The organism is Paenarthrobacter sp. TE3676 (assembly GCF_056279165.1).
Genome location: NZ_JBWBQU010000001.1, coordinates 530,064 through 549,547 on the forward strand (window position 1 = coordinate 530,064; position 19,484 = coordinate 549,547).

The following is a 19,484-nucleotide window of genomic DNA, read 5'->3' on the forward strand; positions in this document are numbered from 1 at the left end:
GTCCCGCGCAACCGCTGAAGGCGTCCGCCGCGAGGACGTCCGTGCCCGCACGTCCCGCCAGCTCTGGGTCAACCCCGACTGCGGTTTGAAGACCCGTGGCTACGTGGAGACTGAAGAGTCCTGCACAACCTCGTCAAGCCAGCCATAACGACGGCGGCCGGTCACCCGAAAAGGTGACCGGCCGCCGTCGTTCGCGGTTAAAAGCTGTTTACGACTCCCACAGGATTTCGTCGTCCACCACGCCGTCCTCATCAGCGGCCACTACCAGCAGCTCGTCGGTGAAGTGCGAGCCGAGGGTGAAGTCCAACACAAAGTACCGCTCCGGCTGACCCGGATAGATGGCCACATGGCCGAGTTTGAGGGCTTTCAGGAAGACGTCGTTGGTGAGCTGGCCCTTGTCGCTGACACCAAAGACCGATTCGAGTTGCTCTTCCTTGAGCTGCGAGCTGTGGAAGTGCAGGAACTGTTGGGGATTGGTGCCGTCCTGGTCGAGTTCATCGGCGATCATCTCCCTGACCTGATCCACTAGTTCCGGCAGGAAGCGCAATCTATAGTCCACCTTGCGCATGGCCGCCTCATCGAAGTGGTCGTGCGCGGTGACATTGAGGTCCAGCTCAAGCTGGTTGCCGCCAAGTTCGTGTCTCGCGACGAAGCAATGTTCACGCCCGTGATTGAGCTCGATCTCCCCAAAATGTTTGCTCGCTACCTTGCCCATGTGATCAATCTAACCCCATCAACCGGCGGGTTCCAGCACTTCGCAGCAATTCACCTCTGGAGCTTGCGGCCCTTGACAGGAGCGGATTTCAGGGGGTGAAGACCACTCTTTCCCGAGGTGTCCCTGAGAGTGTCCGCAAGCAACTGTGTGAACAACTGCACTTGGGCTGTGCGCTTTTCGTTGATGAGAAGGGCGAACACGTTCCGGGCCAGCCGGATGTCCGGTACGTCAAGGACCACGACGCCGGGTGGCCGGTGCCGCAGGGCCAGTTCCGGTACCAGCGAGGCACCAAGGCCGGCGGCTGTCATCTCCAGGCTCGCGTGGAAATCGTCGCTGTACGCCACCACCCGGGGGTGCAGGTTGCAGCTGGCGAACAGGCGTTCGATCACCAGGGCATCGCTGGTGCCCGGGTGGTGGACGATCCATGGCATGTCGGAGAGATGTGCTGCTTCGATCTCGGCGTCCTCGCGGATCTTCCAGGATGCCGGCAGCACTACGCGGAAGTCGTCGTCGCCTATCCACTGGCGTTCCAGTGAATGCGGCCACGCCAGACCGGACTGCCCCACCTGGTACACAAGTGCCACATCCAGTTCACCGCCGCTGCGCAGGCCTTGAATGGTTTGTGCCGGCTCGGCCACGGAGACCCGCAGCTCAATACCCAGTCCGCTCCATCGCTCATTCCTGAGGATGTCCGGCAGTACGTAGGTTGCGAGGCTGGGGAAAATGCCCAGCCTTAGTTCCTGCGCGGGGGAGTCATTGGTCCTTGAGGCAGCCGCCATGAGGGCCTCGACGTCGGTCAGCACTTTCGACGCGTGCCGGGTCATGGTCAACGCGGCCTCCGTTGGGACAACGCTGCGGGCTGACCGTTGGAAGAGCTCGACGCCGGTATCGCGTTCCAGCGCAGCCATCTGTTGGGAGACTGCGGAAGCTGTGTAGCCGAGTTGGGCGGCAGCGGCTGCGAAGGAACCCAACCGGGTGACCTCCATCAAGGTGCGGAGATGGAGAAGGTTGACCATCAGCCGATTTTAGCTGTTCGCCACGCCACATTTTCAAAGTGTCACGACACGCCGTATCCGGGCGACACGCTGAAGATTAAATGTGGCTAAGTAGTCCACAGGGTGTGGATGACATCTCTCAATTCGGCGGAATCACGGACATTTTGAGGGCCCCCGCCTGTGGACGAGCGGTGGATTGAATGACATACTTGTAATACATCATCTTGGGGTTCCGGCGAGGCGCTTGCACTACATGTAGTATCGATTTACGGATTGAGCGGGAAACCAGCACAAGACTAAATAAGCGTGTTGGCTGCCACAGCAGCCCGCGGGCCGGTATCGGATTCAGAAACTAGTTCCGGTTGAGCCCGCCAGATACGAAGAGCGACAGACTTCAACTAAGGGGACAGGGATCATGACCGTTACGGTTTACACGAAGCCGGCCTGTGTTCAGTGCAACGCAACCTACCGCGCACTCGACAAGAAGGGCATTGCCTACCAGAGTGTCGACATCTCCCAGGATGTCGAGGCCCTTGAGCGCCTCAAGGCCCTGGGCTACATGCAGGCGCCGGTTGTCGTGACCGAGCAGGACCACTGGTCTGGTTTCCGTCCGGACAAGATCGAGGAACTGGCCCAGGCTGTTTCCTCCGTGGCCTAAGTTTCCATTCAAACTTCGCCACCACAGCAAACTCAGAATTCCTATGTAGTGGAGGTGACTCCCATGGCACCGCTGGCAACGGCAACCGTACGCGAAGCTGCGGAAGCTGTCACCACCAGGAGTCACCTCATCTACTTTTCCTCGACTTCCGAGAACACCAAACGATTCGTCCAAAAATTGGGCAGGGATGCAGCGCGCATCCCGCTCTATGCCCAGGATGCGCCGCTTCAGGCCCTTGAACCTTTCGTCCTTGTGCTGCCCACTTACGGCGGAACAAACGGTGAAGGTTCGGTGCCGAAACAGGTCATCAGGTTTTTGAACGATCCCCGGAACAGGAAACTGATCCGGGGTGTTATTGGAGCAGGGAACACCAATTTCGCGGATAACTACTGCGCAGCGGGGGACATCATCTCCGTCAAGTGCAAGGTGCCGCATCTTTACAAATTTGAACTCATGGGGACGCCGGAAGACGTTCAACGGGTCAACGAAGGGCTGGAAAAGTTTTGGACACAACTGTCGCAGAAACAGAAGTAACCGGGGGCGCTGTGGACACGGTCAAGAAGCCGCTGCCTGAGGCTTTCAAGGGCTTGGGTTATCACGAGCTCAACGCCATGCTGAACCTGTATGGCCCCAACGGTGAGATCCAGTTCGAAGCCGACCGTGAAGCTGCGCACCAGTACTTCCTGCAGCACGTGAACAACAACACGGTGTTCTTCCACGACCTGGAAGAGAAGCTCGACTACTTGGTGAAGAACCAGTACTACGAGCGCGAAACCCTCGACCAGTACACAATGAACTTCATCCGCGACCTCTTCAACCGCGCGTACAAAAAGAAGTTCCGCTTCGAGACCTTCCTCGGCGCCTTCAAGTTCTACACGTCTTACACGCTGAAGACTTTTGACGGCAAGCGTTTCCTCGAGCGCTACGAAGACCGCGTCTGCATGGTGGCCCTCCACCTGGCCCGCGGTGACGAAGAGCTGGCCAACCGCCTCGTCGACGAAATCATTGACGGCCGCTTCCAGCCGGCCACTCCCACGTTCCTCAATGCCGGCAAGGCTCAGCGCGGCGAGCTCGTCTCGTGCTTCCTGCTCCGCATCGAGGACAACATGGAGTCGATTGCCCGCGCCATCAACTCCGCCCTCCAACTCTCCAAGCGCGGCGGCGGTGTAGCTCTTTCGCTCACCAACATCCGCGAGCACGGCGCCCCGATTAAGCAGATCGAGAACCAGTCCTCCGGCGTCATCCCCGTGATGAAGCTCCTCGAAGACAGCTTCTCCTACGCCAACCAGCTCGGTGCCCGCCAGGGCGCAGGTGCCGTGTACCTGCACGCCCACCACCCGGACATCCACCGCTTCCTGGACACCAAGCGTGAGAACGCTGACGAGAAGATCCGCATCAAGACGCTTTCCTTGGGCGTCGTGGTTCCGGACATCACGTTCGAGCTCGCCAAGAAGAACGAGGACATGTACCTCTTCTCCCCGTACGACGTCGAGAAGGTCTACGGCGTTCCGTTCTCCGATATTTCGGTGACCGAGAAGTACTACGAGATGGTTGATGATTCCCGGATCAAGAAGACCAAGATCAGCGCCCGCGAGTTCTTCCAGACTCTCGCGGAGATCCAGTTCGAGTCCGGCTACCCGTACATCATGTTCGAGGACACCGTGAACCGGGCCAACCCGATCGACGGCAAGATCACCATGAGCAACCTGTGCTCGGAGATCCTGCAGGTTTCTTCGCCGTCCATCTACGCCGAGGACCTCAGCTACGAGACCGTTGGCAAGGACATTTCCTGCAACCTCGGTTCCATGAACATCGCCAAGACCATGGATTCGCCGGACTTTGGACTCTCCATTGAGACTTCCATCCGCGCCCTCAGCGCTGTTTCGGACATGTCGTATATCAACTCCGTGCCTTCCATCGCCCAGGGCAATGCCCAGAGCCACGCGATTGGCCTCGGCCAGATGAACCTCCACGGCTACCTTGCCCGTGAGCACGTCCACTACGGTTCCGAAGAGGGCCTGGACTTCACCAACATCTACTTCTACACGGTGCTGTTCCACGCCCTGCGCGCTTCCAACCGCCTGGCCATTGAGACCGGCCAGAAGTTCGGCGGATTCGAGAAGTCCACCTACGCTTCCGGTGAGTTCTTCGACAAGTACACCGAGCAGGAATGGGTTCCGGAGACGGAGCGCGTCCGCGAGCTCTTCGCCGGCCACCACATCCCCACCCAGGATGACTGGCGCGAGCTGAAGGCTTCCGTCATGGAGCACGGTATCTACAACCAGAACCTGCAGGCCGTGCCGCCTACCGGTTCCATCAGCTACATCAACAACTCCACGTCCTCGATCCACCCGGTGGCCGCCAAGATCGAAATCCGCAAGGAAGGCAAGATCGGCCGCGTTTACTACCCGGCTCCGTACCTGACCAACGACAACCTGGAGTACTACCAGGATGCGTACGAAATCGGCTACGAGAAGATCATCGACACCTACGCCGCTGCCACGCAGCACGTGGACCAGGGCCTGTCCCTGACGCTGTTCTTCAAGGACACCGCCACCACGCGTGACATCAACAAGGCGCAGATCTACGCATGGCGCAAGGGCATCAAGACCCTCTACTACATCCGTCTCCGCCAGCTCGCGCTGGAAGGGACTGAGGTGGAAGGCTGCGTCAGCTGCATGCTGTAGTCAACCGTTTTTGGTTGATTAGTTGAGGCCTCGGCCTCACATAAAACTAAAGAGCACGACGGCGGGTTACCACCCGCCGTCGTAGGCTTATCTCAAGAAAACCATCGCTTTAAGGGGATGAAATGACCGAAAAGGTCAAGCTGCTGACACACGTCGAGGCCATCAACTGGAACAAGATCCAGGACGACAAGGACGTGGAAGTCTGGAACCGCCTGGTCAATAACTTCTGGCTCCCGGAGAAGGTGCCGCTGTCCAACGACGTCCAGTCGTGGCACACACTGACGCCGGACGAGCAGCAGCTCACCATGCGCGTTTTCACTGGCCTCACTCTCTTGGACACCATCCAGGGCACCGTCGGCGCCGTCTCGCTGATTCCGGACGCGATCACCCCGCACGAAGAAGCTGTGTACACCAACATCGCTTTCATGGAGTCGGTGCACGCCAAGTCCTACTCGTCCATCTTCTCCACCCTGTGCTCCACCAAGGAGATTGACGACGCTTTCCGCTGGTCCCTCGAAAACGAGAACCTGCAGAAGAAGGCCCAGATCGTCATGGACTACTACCAGGGCGACGATCCCCTGAAGCGCAAGGTTGCCTCCACGCTGCTGGAGAGCTTCCTGTTCTACTCGGGCTTCTACCTGCCCATGTACTGGTCCTCGCGAGCCAAGCTCACGAACACGGCTGACCTCATTCGCCTCATCATTCGCGATGAGGCCGTGCATGGCTACTACATCGGCTACAAGTTCCAGAAGGGCTTGGAGAAGGTTTCCGAGGCCCGCAAGCAGGAAATTAAGGACTACACGTTCGAGCTCCTCTTCGAGCTGTACGAAAACGAAGTCCAGTACACGCACGACCTCTACGACGGTGTCGGCCTGGCCGAGGACGTCAAGAAGTTCCTGCACTACAACGCCAACAAAGCGCTCATGAACCTCGGCTACGAGGCCATGTTCCCGGCTTCCGTCACCGACGTGAACCCGGCCATCCTCTCGGCATTGTCCCCGAACGCCGACGAGAACCACGACTTCTTCTCCGGCTCAGGCTCCTCCTACGTGATTGGCAAAGCTGTCAACACGGAAGATGAGGACTGGGAGTTCTAAGACGTCGTCTATAAGTCGACTTTTAGAAGGCGGACAACGAGCGATCGCTGTCCGCCTTTTTTGTGCGCAACTTGAGGCGTCGCAGCGCCGCCGATGAGTGGTTACGTTCTGGAGGGGCGGTGTCCGGGTAGGGGTGGGGCTTTCGATTGATAGCTGTGCCCGGTGGGGGTGCTGATTTCCAGGGTGTGCGTACCCCCGTGCACGTCGGCGTGTACGGTTTTGGTGGCCCAGCCGGGGTTTTCCTTGGTGTGGTTGCACGCCTCGCACAGTCCTGCACCGTTGGCGAGGTTTGTTTTCCCTCCGGAACGCCAAGGAACCACATGGTCGATATGCCGGATGGGCGCATCGCAGTACGGCATCCGGCAGGTATCGTCGCGGGTTTCAATGAAACGCCGAAGCCTCGTCGGGAAGAGCCGGGCTTTGGAGTCCATGCTCAGGAGCTCGCCACTGGCCGGCGCGGTGTAGAGCCGGCGAAGCCAGACAGTGAGCTCTGTATCCGGCGTTCCCGCGTGATCTTTGCCGGTTCGCCCCCGGCCGGAGGATAGGTTCGCCGCTGCCTGCCCCAAGGTTGCGGTCAGTTCCAGGGTTGCGGTCTGCCCCTGGGTTGCAGTCGGTTTCGCGGTTGCGGTTTGTCCCGGGCCGAGAAGTTCCCTTGCCCATTCTCCGGGGACTATTCCGTAGCCCTTGAGCCGGGCTGGTTCGCTGTCACCTTGGAACAGGGTGCGGTCGGTCATGACGAGGTCCAGGTTGATCCCTGAAATCCCGCCAGGTGTGCCGGTGACGCGCTCGACCAAGGTATCGGCCATGACCTGACCACGGGTCGGGACAACACCAGAGCCCGCATCACCGCTGGAACGGGCCGAATCAGCAGCCTGGCAAAGAGCAGCGTAAACAGCCACCCCTTGGGCCACAGGAAGCAGCGCGGTCAGGTACGTCATGGTGTCCGGCGCCGGGCGCAGGCTCACCATCCGCTCGGCGGCGGCACGGCTGGCACGCCCGACCACCGACCGCGGATCCCGCCGATACGCCGCAGCCTTCGCCGCCGCAACAATCGCCTTATCGCCCTTCCCCTCAAAAGTCCCGGTATCGGGAGCGAGCTCCTCATCCACCGCGCACCGGTCCTCAACAGACAAACACGCCGTCTCCTTCACCAGCAGCGTGGCCCGCCACTCATTCAACTGCCCCGCCTTCAGGGCCGCCAACGTCCGCGGCATCTCCAGCACAAGGGCCTTCGCCAAACCCAGCAACCGGGACCCACGATTCGGCGACTCCCGCCGGGCCAACGCCACCTGAGCACCCACACCACTGCCACGCTCCGAAACAGGAACACCGGCCTCGGCCTGCTCGGCACGCTGGGCAAGATCAAAAGCCACAGCAACCCGCGCCTGCAAAGCCGTAATGGCCGACTTCATCTCCTCCAAAACCCGCAACTGCTCAATCAGGTCCCCACTCACGGTGCCGGCCGAAACCGAACCGGCCGAAACCGAACCGGCCGAAACCGCGCCGGGTTGAGACACGCCTCGGGAAATGGCACGAAGAGGCGCAGCGGACACCGCTGTCTTCGTTTGCCTTTCCCGGATCTGCTCCATGTCCCTACTCTCGCAGGAGGCACTGACATTTTTAGACGCTTCGCCCGGGACTGAGATTGAACCATCCCGCCCTTGTCCGCGTCTTCACATCAGGGGAGGATAACTGCCATCTTCGGGAGGTTCACCATGACTCAGCTGGGCAAGTTCGAAAAGTACTTGATCGAAGAGTTCTACGACGACTTCCGGTCGGGGGACATGTCGCACAAGACGTTCACCAGACGGGTGGCGTTCATCATGGGAAGCATGACCGCGGCTGCGGCGGCCATGACTTTGGTGGGCTGTACACCGGACGAGGTTCCCCAAACCACCGACCCCATGCCCACGCCTTCACCGACATCCGAGGCGGCAAGAACAGGGACCGCGACCACTGCAGTTCCCAACGCCAAGAGTCCGTTATCTGTCCCGGAAGGTGCTGCGGGCCTGACGACGGCAACAGTGACGTTCCCCGCAAACGGGACGGAAATCAGCGCGTACCTGGCTAGGCCCGAGGGGAGCCAAAAGGGTCCCGGCGTCTTGATCTGCCATGAAAACCGAGGGCTCACGCCGCACATCCAGGACGTCGCCCGGCGCTTCGCCAAGGAAGGGTACGCGGCGCTGGCGCTGGATTTGCTGAGCAGGGAGGGCGGCACAGCGAGTATGGATCCGGATGCTGTCCCCGGCGCTCTGACGCAGGCGGGCGCCCAAAGGCACGTGGACGATTTCAAAGCCGCCTTCGAACACCTCAAGGGCCAGGACTTCGTCGAAGAGGGCCGGATCGCCATGGTGGGTTTCTGCTTCGGCGGCGGCATCACATGGCAGGCAAGCACCGAGGTCGAAGGACTGAAAGCAACATCCGCCTTCTACGGTCCCGCGCCGGACCTGGCCAAGGTCCCCTCCATCAAACCGGCGGTCTTTGGCGTCTACGCGGAGAACGATGCACGTATCACCGGCGCGATGCCCCAACTGCAGGCAGCCTTGGATGCCTCAACGGTCAAGCACCAGCTCAAGGTGTACCCCGGCGTGGACCACGCGTTCCACAATGACACAGGTGAGCGCTACGTGGAGGCCCAGGCAACTGCGGCTTGGAACGACACCCTGACATGGTTCAAGGACAACGTCTAAACACCCCTAGCCCTGCAACCGTGCAGCCTCGCTCGCCAGCTCGGCCTCCAAGGTCTCGATACTCGGCAGGCTCGCCACCAACTCATCAGGCAAGGAGTCAGCAAGGGAGGTTTTCCACTCCGCGATGCCCACAGGAGCGTTGAACCCACGCAAGGCGTACTCGGCCACCACGCTGTTCTTCTCTTTGCACAACAGCAGGCCGATGGTGGGCTTGTCGTCGGGATGCGCCATGAGGTCGTCCACGGCCGCCATATACATACCCAATTGACCGAGGAACCCAGGTTCGAACTTCACGGCCTTGAGTTCGATGACCATGTAGCAGCGCAACTTCAGATGATAGAAGAGCAGATCCGCGAAGAACTCGTCCCCGGCAATCTCCAGCCGCACCTGCTCACCAACGAAGGCGAAACCCTGGCCCAGCTCCAGCAGGAATTTCTCCACGTGTTTCACCAACTGCAGCTCCAGGTCCCGTTCGGTGTGCCGATCACTCATGGACAGAAAGTCAAAGACGTAGGGGTCCTTGGTCGCCTGCTGCGCGAGGTCCGAATCGGCAGGGATCATGGTGGTTTTGAAGTTGGTGATGGCCTGCCCTGAGCGTTCGTGCAGACGCGTTGAGATCTGGTGGGTCAGCACGTTGCGCGACCATCCGTGTTGGGCAGCCGCCGCGGCGTACCAAAGGCGCGTGGCGGCGTCGTCGAGCTTTTCAAGCAGTGCGATCTGGTGGTACCAGGGCAATGTTGCAAGCGGCGCTTGCAACATTTGAAAGTCCGGCCATGCCTGGGCGAAGCTCTTCATGTACCTCAGGTTCCTGGGGGAGAAGCCTTTTGCTTCCGGGAACCGTGTGCGGATGTCGGCGGACAAGCGGGTGACCACCTTGGCTCCCCAGCCTTGCTGGGATTCACGCTCGGCGAGCTGCCGGCCGATACTCCAGTAAGAATTCAACAACTCGCTATTGGCGGCTGCCAGCGCCCGGGTCCTGCCGACACGGACCTCTTGAGCCACGGTGTTGAGCAGTGTCGGGTACCAGTCGGGCATGGACGAAGCAGCGGGGACACCCGGAAAGGATGCCTCGGTGGCGAGCTCTTGGGACGGCATGTTGCTCCTGTCGATTGCTGTTGTCATCACGCTAGGGGGAGGCACTGACAAAATAGACAGGTGAGTGAAGCCGGTGAATTCGTGGACTACACCCTGCAGATGGAATCGACCTGGGAGAAGGCGGCAGAGGCCAGTGAGCGACTGGGCGGGAGCCTGAAGGTATACGGCGCGTCCGTGGGCGCGGTGCGTGGCACGGTCCGGGATGCGCTGAAGCGGTACAAGAACCTCAACCATGACGACATCACTGCCCTGAGCTCGGAACTTTGGGAGGAGCCGGTCTTCGAACGCCGCCTCGCAGCGGTGGTTCTGCTGCAAACCAAGGTCGGGCTTCTCGTCAACACGGACCTCACCCGTATCGAAGGCTTCATCAGGCGTGCAGGAACCCGGGAGCTGGTGGATCCCCTGGCTGCAGACGTTGTGAGGCCTCTCATTGCGCGGCTGGAGGGACTCGCGAAGGAACGCGCAGAACGCGTACTGGAACGTTGGGCGATTGATCCTGACCCCGAACTACGGCATGCAGCGGCTCTGGCGAGAGACACCGCCACCCCTTGATAAGCACCAGCGACCCGCCTAGCGTTTCCCTCAACACATGCCAGTGAGTTTGAGAGGCGGATTGTTCGATGAAATCGCTATGGCTAGACCGCAAATCTCACTTCACGTCTGACGCAATCCCCGCTGAGAAGCACTTTGACACGATTGTGGTGGGCGCCGGCCTCACCGGAATGGTCGCAGCGTTGCTCTTGTCCCGCTCCGGCCAGCGCGTGGTGGTTTTCGAGGCCCGAACACTAGGCGCTGTGACTACGGGAAATACCACTGGCAAGCTGAGCCTCCTGCAGGGCGGTGTGCTTTCCGCGTTGCGCAGTCAGTACTCGCTGAAGGTGGTCCAGGCCTATGTGGAAGCCAACAAGACCGGACAAGCCTGGCTTGCGCAGTACATGGAGCAGCAAGGCGTCCCCTTCCAGCGCAGGACCGCGGTCACCTTCGCAACCACCGACGAGGGCGGGCAGCGGCTCCGCAAGGAAGCTGCCGTTTCGCGGGACGCGGGTTTGGATGTCCATTTCAGCCGTGATCCCGGATTGCCGTTCCCTGTTGTGGAGGCGCTGGAGCTCGAAGACCAAGCGCAGATCCACCCCATGGATGTCCTTGAGACCCTCGCCAGCGATGTCCGGGAGCACGGCGGCCTGATCGTTGAGGGCGTGCAGGTCCAGAACGTGGGCTCAGATCTGCCGTTGGAAGTGGCCACCCGCAAAGGAACGTTCACTGCGGACACTGTGGTGGTTGCCACAGGAACGCCCATCCTGGACCGCGGCTTGTACTTCGCCAAGCTCGAACCGAACCGTTCCTACGCCGCCGCCCTTCGCGTGGCAGGGGACATTCCGAAGGGAATGTACCTGTCCATCGACGCGCCAACCCGATCCCAGCGGACCTATCCCACTCCCGAGGGCGAGTTGCTCTTGGTTGGCGGCTACGGGCATACCGGTGGCCGCGCCACTTCGCCGCAACAGCATCTGAATGACCTGCTGGGATGGGCCAATGAGCACTACCCCGGTGCCGAGGTGACCCACACCTGGTCGGCGCAGGACTATCAAGCCACTAACCTGATGCCGTTCTTCGGCAAACTTCCCCGTGGCCACGGACGGATCTTCTTTGGCACCGGCTACAACAAATGGGGGATGAGCAACGGGGTGGCTGCTGCCCTGTCCATCACCTCGGACATCCTGGGTGGCCAGTCCGACTGGGCCACGGCCATCCATCACCGGGTCACATCACCCCAAGGTGCCATCCAAGCCATTCGCCTCAATGCCAGCACCGCCAAACGGATGATCGAGGACAAAGCCAAGGTCAGGAGCAACCCTGAAATCACTGACGCAACGCGCCCACCGGAAGGCAGTGGCGTCGTCGGGCTCTACAAGGGCGAGCCGGCGGCGGTGTCCACCGTGGACGGGAAGGTCTGCATGGTGTCCGCCAGCTGCGCGCACTTGGGCGGATTATTGACCTGGAACGACGCTGAAAAATCGTGGGACTGCCCCTTGCACGGTTCGCGCTTCACCCCGGAAGGAAAGTACCTGGAAGGCCCGGCCACGCACCACCTGCAGAAGTCGCCGGCTAAGAAGAAGGACTAGCTCAGCCGCTCGACGCGCCGTTGGGCTTGGTCCGCGGCGCGTCGTTGCTGCGTTGCGGCCCGGACCGCACGCTTCTTGTCTGATTCCGCGGATTCCGCATCACGGGTAATCCCAATGAGTTCGGCTTCAAGAGTGGCCAGACGCTTCTTGATGTCTTCGATCTCGGATTTGAGGTCTGTTCGACGGCCGGCTAACTCTTTGACGGTGTCCCACGCCTCGGCTGCTGCCGCTTCTGCTTCCCTGGCGTCCTTGTCGGCGGCTTCGAATTCGCGGCGGGCCACTTCCAGTGCTGCTTGTTGTTTGGCGGCACGCCGATCGGCGAGGGACGTCGCTTCGTCTTTGGATGTTTTCTCTTTGGACGGCTTCTGTTTGGAGGTCGTGGCGGCCCTGGGAGTTGTCGCCGGTTCCGTCTTGGCCGCGCGCTTTGCAGGCGCCTTCGCAGATACGGGGCCAGCTTCGTCATCCGGCCCGGTCGCAGCGATGGCACCTGTAAGGTCCACTGCCTCAAAGCCGCTCCCGCTGAGCCCCCGCACCAGCCGCCCGGTTCCTACCGCGGCGGCGGCCCCGGCATCGGCCATGGCGGCCCTGAACGTTTGCTCAACGTCGGATGCCGCGGCAGCACTAAGAGGAGCGCCAAGCTCGGAGGCAAGATCCTTTGCCGCATGCACAGCAGATGTCAGTTGGCTTTGGCGCTGCTGTCCGAGTTCGCGGAACGCTTCTGCGTCGCCCTCCTCTTGGGCGGTTCGCAGCGAAACACCAAAGCGTACGACGCCGTCAATCACCTCGGGCTTGTGAACGGCCAGCATGTTGATGGCCCAGGCGCCGGCGGCCGGCTTTGGGAGGTTGCCAATCTCTTTAGCCAGGTCCTTCTGGCCGGCAACCTTCGCTTTGCGGACAAGCGCGGTTCGTTCCGCCGTGAAATCACGGGGTGTCACGGCGTACAGCTCCTGGGCGGCATCGCGGAGGTCCATCCACTCATCCTAGGGTTCGCACTGGTCCTACGGTTTGGCACGTCCAGAGTTTCCGCCGTGCAGTACATGAGCCCGGGTCTTCATTGACCCGCTGCTTAGGGTAGCCTAAGTCGAGTGGACCAGATCATGAGTTTGCCTTTCGGCGTCGCACTCGCGGCGCTCTTCGCGATCGTCATGATCCGCGTCAACGTCACCTACTGGATTGGGCGGGGAGCGGTGGCCGGACTCGCGCACACCCGCTTCGGTGATTCTTTGGAGCGGCCCAAAGCAGCGCGGGCCCAGGCCCTGATACAGCGCTGGGGACCATACGCCGTCGTACTCTCTTTCCTGACCATCGGCCTCCAGACGGCCATCAACCTTGCAGCGGGCGCTGCCCGCATGCCGCTCCGGCGGTACTTGCCCGCCGCCGTGACGGGTTCTGTCATCTGGGCACTGCTTTACGCGACCATTGGCCTTGCTGCATTGGAGGCGTGGCTGGCGGTAGCGGCGGCGTCGCCAGTTGGTGCTGCGGTGGGAATCGCAGCCTTGGCGGCCATCGTCGTCTGGGTTGTCGTGTTCCGTCGGCGTCGGGCGAGGACCAAATCAGCGGATACAGTGGTCTGAGTTCTACAGCTGGATCGGCGAAAGGCCTGGGTTGACTACTGCATTACCGGAACTGGCGGACGGCGATTTTTACTACGAATCATTGGGCGAGGGCCGCTACCGGTCCACCATCCATGCCCAAGGTGCGTGGAATCCCCATGAACAACACATGGCCCCCGCCTCGGGCATCATTGCCGATGCCCTGGTGCGCCATGAACCCCGGGACGACGTCCGCCTGGCGCGGATCAGCTACGAAATCCTCGGGCTGATTCCCGGCGGCGAGTTCCAGGTGACCACATCGACGTTGAGGCCGGGACGGACCATCGAACTTATCCAGGCAGAGCTTTCCGCGGGAGGCCGTGTGGCTATCCGTGCTGCCGCGTGGCGTATGGTCACCAGCGACACCAGTGCTGTAGCCGCAGTGGAAGACGAGTCCATGCCGGCCCCCGACGAATGCAAGCCATGGGATGGCGCCAGCGTGTGGCCCGGGGGATACATCCGGTCCTTGGAGATGCGCATTGCCGAAGGACACCGTCCAGGATCAGGGAAGGTGTGGATCCGGACATCCCACCCGCTGACCGACCAACACGACAGCACCGATCTCGCCCGCCTCATGGGCTTGGTGGACACCGCGAACGGCATCGCGGCCCGAGTTCCGCCGGGCGAAAACAGCTACATTTTTCCCAATGTTGATCTTCAGATTCACATGTATCGTGCTCCGTCTGGTGAATGGTTGGGGCTGGACAACAAGGTCTCTTTCGGGGCTGACGGCATCGGCCTGACATCCACTGTGCTCCATGATGCCAACGGACCTTTTGGGCGGGCTGAACAGATCCTGACGTTGAGGAAGAGTTGATGGGCGGCTCGGAAGCAGGGACCCGCCAGCTTACGGTTTATCGCCAGAAGGATTCGATGGGGGCGGCGGGAGACCTCGATTTCGCCTTGGAGCTGCTTCAGCGTGCCCGCAACGGCAAGCTCGGTCCGTCCCTCCGCCTGTATCGTCCGCAACCTACCGTGGCTTTCGGCCAGCGCGATGCAAACCTTCCTGGTTTTCACGCAGCGGAGGAGGCATGCCGGGAACTCGGTTTTGAGCCCCTGATACGCAAAGCCGGGGGCCGCGCCGCCGCGTATCACCAAGGGACCTTGGTCATAGATCATATTGAGCCGCATCCCGACGCGATCGTGCGTGCCAAAGCCCGTTTCTCGGAGTTTGGTGAGCTGCTGGCCGGTGCGCTTCGCAGCGTCGGCGTCCATGCCGCCGTCGGCGAAATTCCGGGGGAGTACTGTCCGGGGGAGTTCAGCGTCCACGGTGAGGACCCCGATTTTCCTGCTCACCGCATCAAGCTCATCGGCACTGCCCAACGCGTCGTCTCCGGAGGTTGGCTGTTCAGCTCCGTGATCGTGGTGGAGGACTCCAAACCCATTCGCGAGGTACTGGCCGCGAGTTATGCTGCGCTCGGCCTCGAATGGGACACCGCCACTGCCGGGGCTGCGAATGACCTGCTGCCGCATCTGGACGTAGCAACGGTGGAGGACGCCGTGATTGAGGCTTACCGCGGTTACGCAGACATCATCGACGGCGACTTCCAGACTTTGCTGGCCTAGTCGCCGCAGGTCCGTTGAGCGTGTTGGTGCCCGGGTCTAGTCTGAATTAGACAGGGTTTCCCAAGCACGCGGATCGCGGTGGAACAATGGGCCGGAAGAAGCACCCTATTGAGGATTCTGACGTAGGCATCAGCGTCAGCCCGCCCAAGAGATCCGCCGCGGGATTGCCCAGTCTGAGCGAAACACTCCCGCACGCCATGGCCGATATGGGGCCGTCCCGGGCGTGGAAGACACTACGGGCCGTCAACCAAAAGGACGGTTTCGATTGCATGAGTTGCGCCTGGCCTGACCCGCCGGAACGTAAGGCGGCTGAATTTTGCGAGAACGGCGCCAAGGCAATCGGGTGGGAGGCGGAGCCACTCAGGATTCCCACGCAGTTCTGGGCGGACAACACCTTGGGTGCCTTGGAGTCCAAATCCGAGTACTGGCTGGGACAGCAAGGAAGGTTGGTGGAACCGGTCTATAAGGCTGCGGGCTCTGATCATTATGAACCTGTGAGTTGGGACCGGGCGTTTGAGGTCATCGCCCAGGAGCTGAACGGGCTTGGGACCCCTGACCAGGCGACGTTCTATACCAGCGGACGCACGAGCAACGAGGCAGCGTTCCTCTATCAACTTTTCGTTCGGGCATTCGGAACCAATAATCTCCCCGACTGCTCCAACATGTGCCACGAATCCACAGGGGTCGCGATGGGGGAAACCATCGGGGTGGGGAAGTCTGCCATCACCTATGCGGACTTTGCCAAGGCTGACCTGATCATCATCATGGGCCAGAACCCGGGAACCTGCCATCCGCGGATGCTTACGGCCCTGGAGGAAGCGAAAGAAGCGGGCGCGGAGATTGTGGCCGTGAATCCGTTGCCCGAGGCTGGTCTGATCAACTTCCGGAACCCGCAACGGCCTCGGGGATTAGTAGGCAAGGGCACAGATCTGGCAGGCCAGTTCCTGCAAATCCGCATTGCCGGGGATATGGCATTGTTGCAGGCACTTTCGAAGCGTGTCCTCGATGCCGAGAGGGCTGCTCCCGGAAGGGTGCTGGACCGCACGTTCATAGATGAGCATTGCCAGGGCTTCGTCGGTTTGGCAGCTCACCTCGCCACATTAAATGAACGCGATGTCCTCATTGCCACTGGGCTTGGCAGCGCCGATATTGATGAACTGGCCGCAAGGTACGTCCGTGCCGAAAAGGTCATCATCACGTGGGCCATGGGTATTACGCAGCACAAGAAGGCCGTGCCCACCATCAAGGAGATCATCAACCTGCTCCTGTTACGCGGCAACATCGGAAAGCCCGGCGCAGGGCCGTGCCCGATCCGTGGACACAGCAACGTCCAGGGTGACCGGACCATGGGCATTTGGGAGAAGATGCCGTCATGGTTCCTGGAGGCAATCAAGCGGGAGTTCGGCTTTGCCCCGCCACAGAATCCCGGCGTCGATGCAGTGGACAGCATTAGGGGCATGCGGGATGGCAGGATCAAAGTCCTGATCGCGTTGGGAGGTAACCTGGTCCACGCAATTTCAGACACCAAGGTTGCTGAAGCGGCGGTGCGGAAAACGCGTCTGTCGGTACAAATCTCAACCAAGCTCAACCGCTCCCATGTGGTGGTAGGTGAGCAGGCCCTGATCTTGCCGACGTTGGGTCGGACAGAGATCGACAGGCAGGGCGGCGTGGCGCAGTTTGTCACCGTGGAGGACACGGTCTGCGCGGTACATCGCTCGGTGGGTCCGCTTGAGCCAATAGCCCCGAATGTGTTGTCCGAGGTGGCCATCGTCAGCGGCATGGCCCAAGCTGTCCTGGGCGATAAAGTGCCGGTTGACTGGGTCGGGCTGGGACGCGACTATGACGCCATCCGGGATCACATATCCCGCGTCGTGCCGGGGTTTGAGGATTTCAATGCCCGCATCCGTGAGGAGGATGGCTTCGTCTTGCCGCACGGGCCAAGGGACAGCAGGACATTCCCCACAGCAACGGGCAAGGCCATGTTCTCCGTCAACGAGCTTGAGACAATGACGATTCCCAAGGGCCGCCTGCTCCTGCAAACAATCCGGTCACATGATCAGTTCAACACCACCACGTATGCCATGAACGATCGGTACCGGGGCATAAAGAAAGGCCGCATGGTCCTCTTGGTCAACCCCTCGGACCTGGCCGAATTGGGTTTCGAGGACGGGGGCTACGTGGATGTACACAGCGAGGCCGACGACGGCGTTGACCGTGTCCTGCCTCAGTTGCGTTTGGTCGCGTACCCCAGTGCGCGGGGATGCGCAGCTGCTTACTATCCGGAGGCGAACGTCCTGGTGCCGTTGGATTCGACGGCGGAGGAGAGTAATACTCCGGCCTCGAAGTCGGTGATTATCAGGCTTGAGCCGGCCGCCGCCCCGGTATACGGGTCGGCAGCCGGCTGACGCGAACGAAACCGTGAAGCTGGCTCGCGCTGGAGCTAGTGACCCCTGGCGATCCACTCATCCAGGTGCGGCTTTTCCGCGCCGATGGTGGTGGAATCGCCGTGTCCGGTGCGGACCACGGTTGCCTCGGGCAGGGGGAGGAGCTTGGTCCGGATGGACTCGATGATGGTGGGGAAGTCGCTGTATGAGCGTCCCGTCGCACCGGGTCCGCCTTGGAAGAGTGTGTCTCCGCTGAAGAGTGTTTCTTCGCTGGGCAGGTGGAACGAGACAGACCCGGGCGAGTGTCCGGGAGTGTGGATCGCTTTCAGTGTTGCACCGGCAATGGTGAACTCGTCGCCGTCCACGATTGCCACATCGGGATCAATTTCGGGGAACACTGCCCGCCATAGCATCCAGTCGTCCTGGTGCAGGTGGATGGGAGCTTTGACGAGCTCCCAAAACGCGCCGGCGGAACTGATGTGGTCGTCATGGCCGTGGGTCAGCAAAATAGCTTTGACGGTGCGGCCGCCCACGGCCTCGCGAATCGCTTCGGGGTTGTGGGCGGGGTCGATGACGATGCATTCGGAGTCGTCGCCGATGATCCAGACGTTGTTGTCAACGTCCCAGGTTCCGCCGTCCAGGGAGAATGTCCCGGAAGTAACGACGTGATCGATTGAGAGGTTGCCGGCGCTCACAGCTCAACCACCGATCGCAGGACGGCGCCTTGATGCATCTTGTCGAACGCTTCTTCGACCTGGTTGATGGTGATGCGCTCGGTCACGAATGCGTCCAGGTCCAGCTTGCCCTGCTTGTAGAGGTCCACGAGCATGGGGAAGTCCCTGGAGGGCAGGCAGTCGCCGTACCAGGATGACTTGAGTGATCCGCCTCGGCCGAAGACGTCAAGAAGTGGTAGTTCCAGTGTCATCTCCGGAGTGGGGACACCAACCAGGACCACGGTGCCTGCGAGGTCGCGGGCGTAGAACGCCTGCTTGTAGGTTTCGGGACGTCCGACGGCGTCAATCACCACGTCTGCGCCGAAGCCGCCTGTCAGGGCGCGGATTTCTTCGACAGGGTCTCCCGTGGATGAATCCACGGTGTGTGTCGCGCCGAGTTCTTTGGCGCGCTCGAGCTTCTTTGCGTCGATGTCGACGGCGATGATGGTGGTGGCGCCTGCGAGCGCGGCACCGGCGATGGCTGCTACGCCCACGCCGCCGCAACCAATGACGGCCACCGAGTCGCCACGCTTGACGCCGCCGGTGTTCAGTGCCGCACCCAAGCCTGCCATGACGCCGCAGCCGAGCAGCCCGACAGCGGCGGCATCGGCGTCGGGGTCTACCTTGGTGCATTGTCCGGCGGCGACCAGGGTCTTTTCGGTGAACGCGCCGATGCCCAGGGCGGGCGAGAGTTCCGTGCCGTCCTCGAGGGTCATTTTTTGGGTGGCGTTGTGGGTGTTGAAGCAGTACTGGGCTTGGCCGCGGTTGCAAGCACGACAGTTACCGCAGACTGCCCGCCAGTTGAGGACGACGCGGTCGCCGGGGGCTACATCGGTGACATCGGGGCCCACCGCGCTGACAACGCCGGTGGCTTCGTGGCCGAGCAGGAACGGAAAATCGTCGCTGATGCCGCCCAGTTTGTAGTGGAGGTCTGTGTGGCAGACGCCGCTGGTGAGGATGTCTACCAGTGCTTCTCCCGGTCCGGGTTCGGGAACCAGGATGGTTTCTAGGGTTGCGGGTGCGCCTTTGGATCGGACGACGACACCTTTGACTGCGTGGACCATGGAGATGTTCCCTTCGGGCTCTCGGAGGGCAGGCCCCTTAATGCAGCAGGGCCCGCTACGGATTCCCATTCTGTCTATCACAGGTGACAGACAGTATGTGGATTG

Annotated in this window: 18 protein-coding genes and 1 pseudogene; 12 read left to right on the forward strand and 7 right to left on the reverse strand. The window is 61.2% G+C overall.

All coding sequences use genetic code 11. The annotated features are described in order from the left end of the window. Positions 1-52: 52 nt before the first annotated feature. Positions 53-148: pseudogene (locus ACZ881_RS02620) on the forward strand (hypothetical protein); the annotation flags it as partial. Positions 149-208: 60 nt separating this feature from the next. Here the strand turns inward: ACZ881_RS02620 and ACZ881_RS02625 are convergent. Both ACZ881_RS02625 and ACZ881_RS02630 read right to left on the reverse strand, forming a co-directional pair. Further along, a complete protein-coding gene (locus ACZ881_RS02625) occupies positions 209-715 on the reverse strand; it encodes a DUF2004 domain-containing protein (protein ID WP_011775024.1) in 507 nt (168 codons plus the stop codon). Between the two features lie 50 nt (positions 716-765). Continuing rightward, positions 766-1,731, reverse strand: a complete 966-nt coding sequence (locus ACZ881_RS02630; RefSeq protein WP_429330016.1) for a LysR family transcriptional regulator — start codon at positions 1,729-1,731, stop codon at positions 766-768. Between the two features lie 394 nt (positions 1,732-2,125). On the opposite strand from ACZ881_RS02630, the gene nrdH reads away from it, so the two are divergent. The 4 genes from nrdH to nrdF all read left to right on the forward strand — a co-directional run bounded on the left by nrdH (position 2,126) and on the right by nrdF (position 6,152). Continuing rightward, positions 2,126-2,368, forward strand: a complete 243-nt coding sequence (nrdH, locus tag ACZ881_RS02635) for a glutaredoxin-like protein NrdH (RefSeq protein ID WP_476112356.1) — start codon at positions 2,126-2,128, stop codon at positions 2,366-2,368. A 63-nt stretch (positions 2,369-2,431) separates the two neighbouring features. Beyond that, entirely contained in the window at positions 2,432-2,902 is a 471-nt protein-coding gene (gene nrdI, locus ACZ881_RS02640) for a class Ib ribonucleoside-diphosphate reductase assembly flavoprotein NrdI (protein WP_091467904.1), read from the forward strand. Between the two features lie 11 nt (positions 2,903-2,913). Further along, a complete protein-coding gene (gene nrdE / locus ACZ881_RS02645) occupies positions 2,914-5,055 on the forward strand; it encodes a class 1b ribonucleoside-diphosphate reductase subunit alpha (RefSeq protein WP_476112674.1) in 2,142 nt (713 codons plus the stop codon). Positions 5,056-5,177: 122 nt separating this feature from the next. Next, entirely contained in the window at positions 5,178-6,152 is a 975-nt protein-coding gene (nrdF, locus tag ACZ881_RS02650) for a class 1b ribonucleoside-diphosphate reductase subunit beta (protein WP_011775019.1), read from the forward strand. 101 nt (positions 6,153-6,253) lie between these two features. Here nrdF and ACZ881_RS02655 read toward each other — a convergent pair whose 3' ends face one another. Next, on the reverse strand, positions 6,254-7,741 hold the full coding sequence (locus ACZ881_RS02655) for an HNH endonuclease (protein WP_476112358.1): 1,488 nt from the start codon (positions 7,739-7,741) through the stop codon (positions 6,254-6,256). Between the two features lie 126 nt (positions 7,742-7,867). On the opposite strand from ACZ881_RS02655, the gene ACZ881_RS02660 reads away from it, so the two are divergent. Beyond that, positions 7,868-8,842 carry a dienelactone hydrolase family protein gene (locus tag ACZ881_RS02660; RefSeq protein ID WP_476112360.1) on the forward strand — a complete coding sequence of 325 codons (975 nt, stop codon included), beginning with the start codon at positions 7,868-7,870 and terminating at the stop codon, positions 8,840-8,842. 6 nt (positions 8,843-8,848) lie between these two features. On the opposite strand, the gene ACZ881_RS02665 is transcribed toward ACZ881_RS02660, so the two are convergent. Beyond that, positions 8,849-9,937 carry a PDDEXK nuclease domain-containing protein gene (locus ACZ881_RS02665; protein WP_476112361.1) on the reverse strand — a complete coding sequence of 363 codons (1,089 nt, stop codon included), beginning with the start codon at positions 9,935-9,937 and terminating at the stop codon, positions 8,849-8,851. 60 nt (positions 9,938-9,997) lie between these two features. On the opposite strand from ACZ881_RS02665, the gene ACZ881_RS02670 reads away from it, so the two are divergent. Together ACZ881_RS02670 and ACZ881_RS02675 are read left to right on the forward strand one after the other, a co-directional pair. Further along, positions 9,998-10,489 carry a DNA alkylation repair protein gene (locus tag ACZ881_RS02670; RefSeq protein WP_476112362.1) on the forward strand — a complete coding sequence of 164 codons (492 nt, stop codon included), beginning with the start codon at positions 9,998-10,000 and terminating at the stop codon, positions 10,487-10,489. 68 nt (positions 10,490-10,557) lie between these two features. After that, positions 10,558-12,060, forward strand: coding sequence for an FAD-dependent oxidoreductase (locus ACZ881_RS02675; RefSeq protein WP_476112364.1), 1,503 nt, complete (start codon positions 10,558-10,560; stop codon positions 12,058-12,060). On the opposite strand, the gene ACZ881_RS02680 is transcribed toward ACZ881_RS02675, so the two are convergent. Continuing rightward, complete coding sequence (locus tag ACZ881_RS02680; protein ID WP_476112366.1) at positions 12,057-13,031, reverse strand: hypothetical protein; 975 nt, start codon at positions 13,029-13,031, stop codon at positions 12,057-12,059. The two genes, ACZ881_RS02675 and ACZ881_RS02680, sit on opposite strands and share 4 nt — an antisense overlap. 114 nt (positions 13,032-13,145) lie before the next feature. On the opposite strand from ACZ881_RS02680, the gene ACZ881_RS02685 reads away from it, so the two are divergent. From ACZ881_RS02685 to ACZ881_RS02700, 4 genes are all read left to right on the forward strand, one after another. Next, positions 13,146-13,634: a DedA family protein gene (locus ACZ881_RS02685; RefSeq protein WP_476112367.1), complete on the forward strand. Its 489-nt coding sequence runs from the start codon at positions 13,146-13,148 to the stop codon at positions 13,632-13,634. A 31-nt stretch (positions 13,635-13,665) separates the two neighbouring features. Continuing rightward, positions 13,666-14,469: a thioesterase family protein gene (locus tag ACZ881_RS02690; protein ID WP_178993466.1), complete on the forward strand. Its 804-nt coding sequence runs from the start codon at positions 13,666-13,668 to the stop codon at positions 14,467-14,469. Beyond that, positions 14,469-15,218, forward strand: coding sequence for a lipoate--protein ligase family protein (locus tag ACZ881_RS02695; protein ID WP_420178232.1), 750 nt, complete (start codon positions 14,469-14,471; stop codon positions 15,216-15,218). The genes ACZ881_RS02690 and ACZ881_RS02695 overlap by 1 nt, the downstream gene beginning before the upstream one ends. 86 nt (positions 15,219-15,304) lie before the next feature. After that, positions 15,305-17,623 carry an FdhF/YdeP family oxidoreductase gene (locus ACZ881_RS02700; RefSeq protein WP_476112369.1) on the forward strand — a complete coding sequence of 773 codons (2,319 nt, stop codon included), beginning with the start codon at positions 15,305-15,307 and terminating at the stop codon, positions 17,621-17,623. 35 nt (positions 17,624-17,658) lie between these two features. Here the strand turns inward: ACZ881_RS02700 and ACZ881_RS02705 are convergent, their stop codons facing one another. Beyond that, complete coding sequence (locus ACZ881_RS02705; protein WP_476112371.1) at positions 17,659-18,297, reverse strand: MBL fold metallo-hydrolase; 639 nt, start codon at positions 18,295-18,297, stop codon at positions 17,659-17,661. After that, entirely contained in the window at positions 18,294-19,379 is a 1,086-nt protein-coding gene (locus tag ACZ881_RS02710; protein WP_178993470.1) for an S-(hydroxymethyl)mycothiol dehydrogenase, read from the reverse strand. Before ACZ881_RS02710 ends, ACZ881_RS02705 begins: the two co-directional genes overlap by 4 nt. Positions 19,380-19,484 lie beyond the last annotated feature (105 nt).

Bases quoted from the DNA above. Each gene is read 5' to 3' on its own strand.
- ACZ881_RS02625 (WP_011775024.1), bottom strand. From the start codon at position 715: ATGGGCAAGGTAGCGAGCAAACATTTTGGGGAGATCGAGCTCAATCAC.
- ACZ881_RS02630 (WP_429330016.1), bottom strand. From the start codon at position 1,731: ATGGTCAACCTTCTCCATCTCCGCACCTTGATGGAGGTCACCCGGTTG.
- nrdH (WP_476112356.1), top strand. From the start codon at position 2,126: ATGACCGTTACGGTTTACACGAAGCCGGCCTGTGTTCAGTGCAACGCA.
- nrdI (WP_091467904.1), top strand. From the start codon at position 2,432: ATGGCACCGCTGGCAACGGCAACCGTACGCGAAGCTGCGGAAGCTGTC.
- nrdF (WP_011775019.1), top strand. From the start codon at position 5,178: ATGACCGAAAAGGTCAAGCTGCTGACACACGTCGAGGCCATCAACTGG.
- ACZ881_RS02655 (WP_476112358.1), bottom strand. From the start codon at position 7,741: ATGGAGCAGATCCGGGAAAGGCAAACGAAGACAGCGGTGTCCGCTGCG.
- ACZ881_RS02660 (WP_476112360.1), top strand. From the start codon at position 7,868: ATGACTCAGCTGGGCAAGTTCGAAAAGTACTTGATCGAAGAGTTCTAC.
- ACZ881_RS02665 (WP_476112361.1), bottom strand. From the start codon at position 9,937: ATGCCGTCCCAAGAGCTCGCCACCGAGGCATCCTTTCCGGGTGTCCCC.
- ACZ881_RS02675 (WP_476112364.1), top strand. From the start codon at position 10,558: ATGAAATCGCTATGGCTAGACCGCAAATCTCACTTCACGTCTGACGCA.
- ACZ881_RS02680 (WP_476112366.1), bottom strand. From the start codon at position 13,031: ATGGACCTCCGCGATGCCGCCCAGGAGCTGTACGCCGTGACACCCCGT.
- ACZ881_RS02695 (WP_420178232.1), top strand. From the start codon at position 14,469: ATGGGCGGCTCGGAAGCAGGGACCCGCCAGCTTACGGTTTATCGCCAG.
- ACZ881_RS02700 (WP_476112369.1), top strand. From the start codon at position 15,305: ATGGGCCGGAAGAAGCACCCTATTGAGGATTCTGACGTAGGCATCAGC.
- ACZ881_RS02710 (WP_178993470.1), bottom strand. From the start codon at position 19,379: ATGGTCCACGCAGTCAAAGGTGTCGTCGTCCGATCCAAAGGCGCACCC.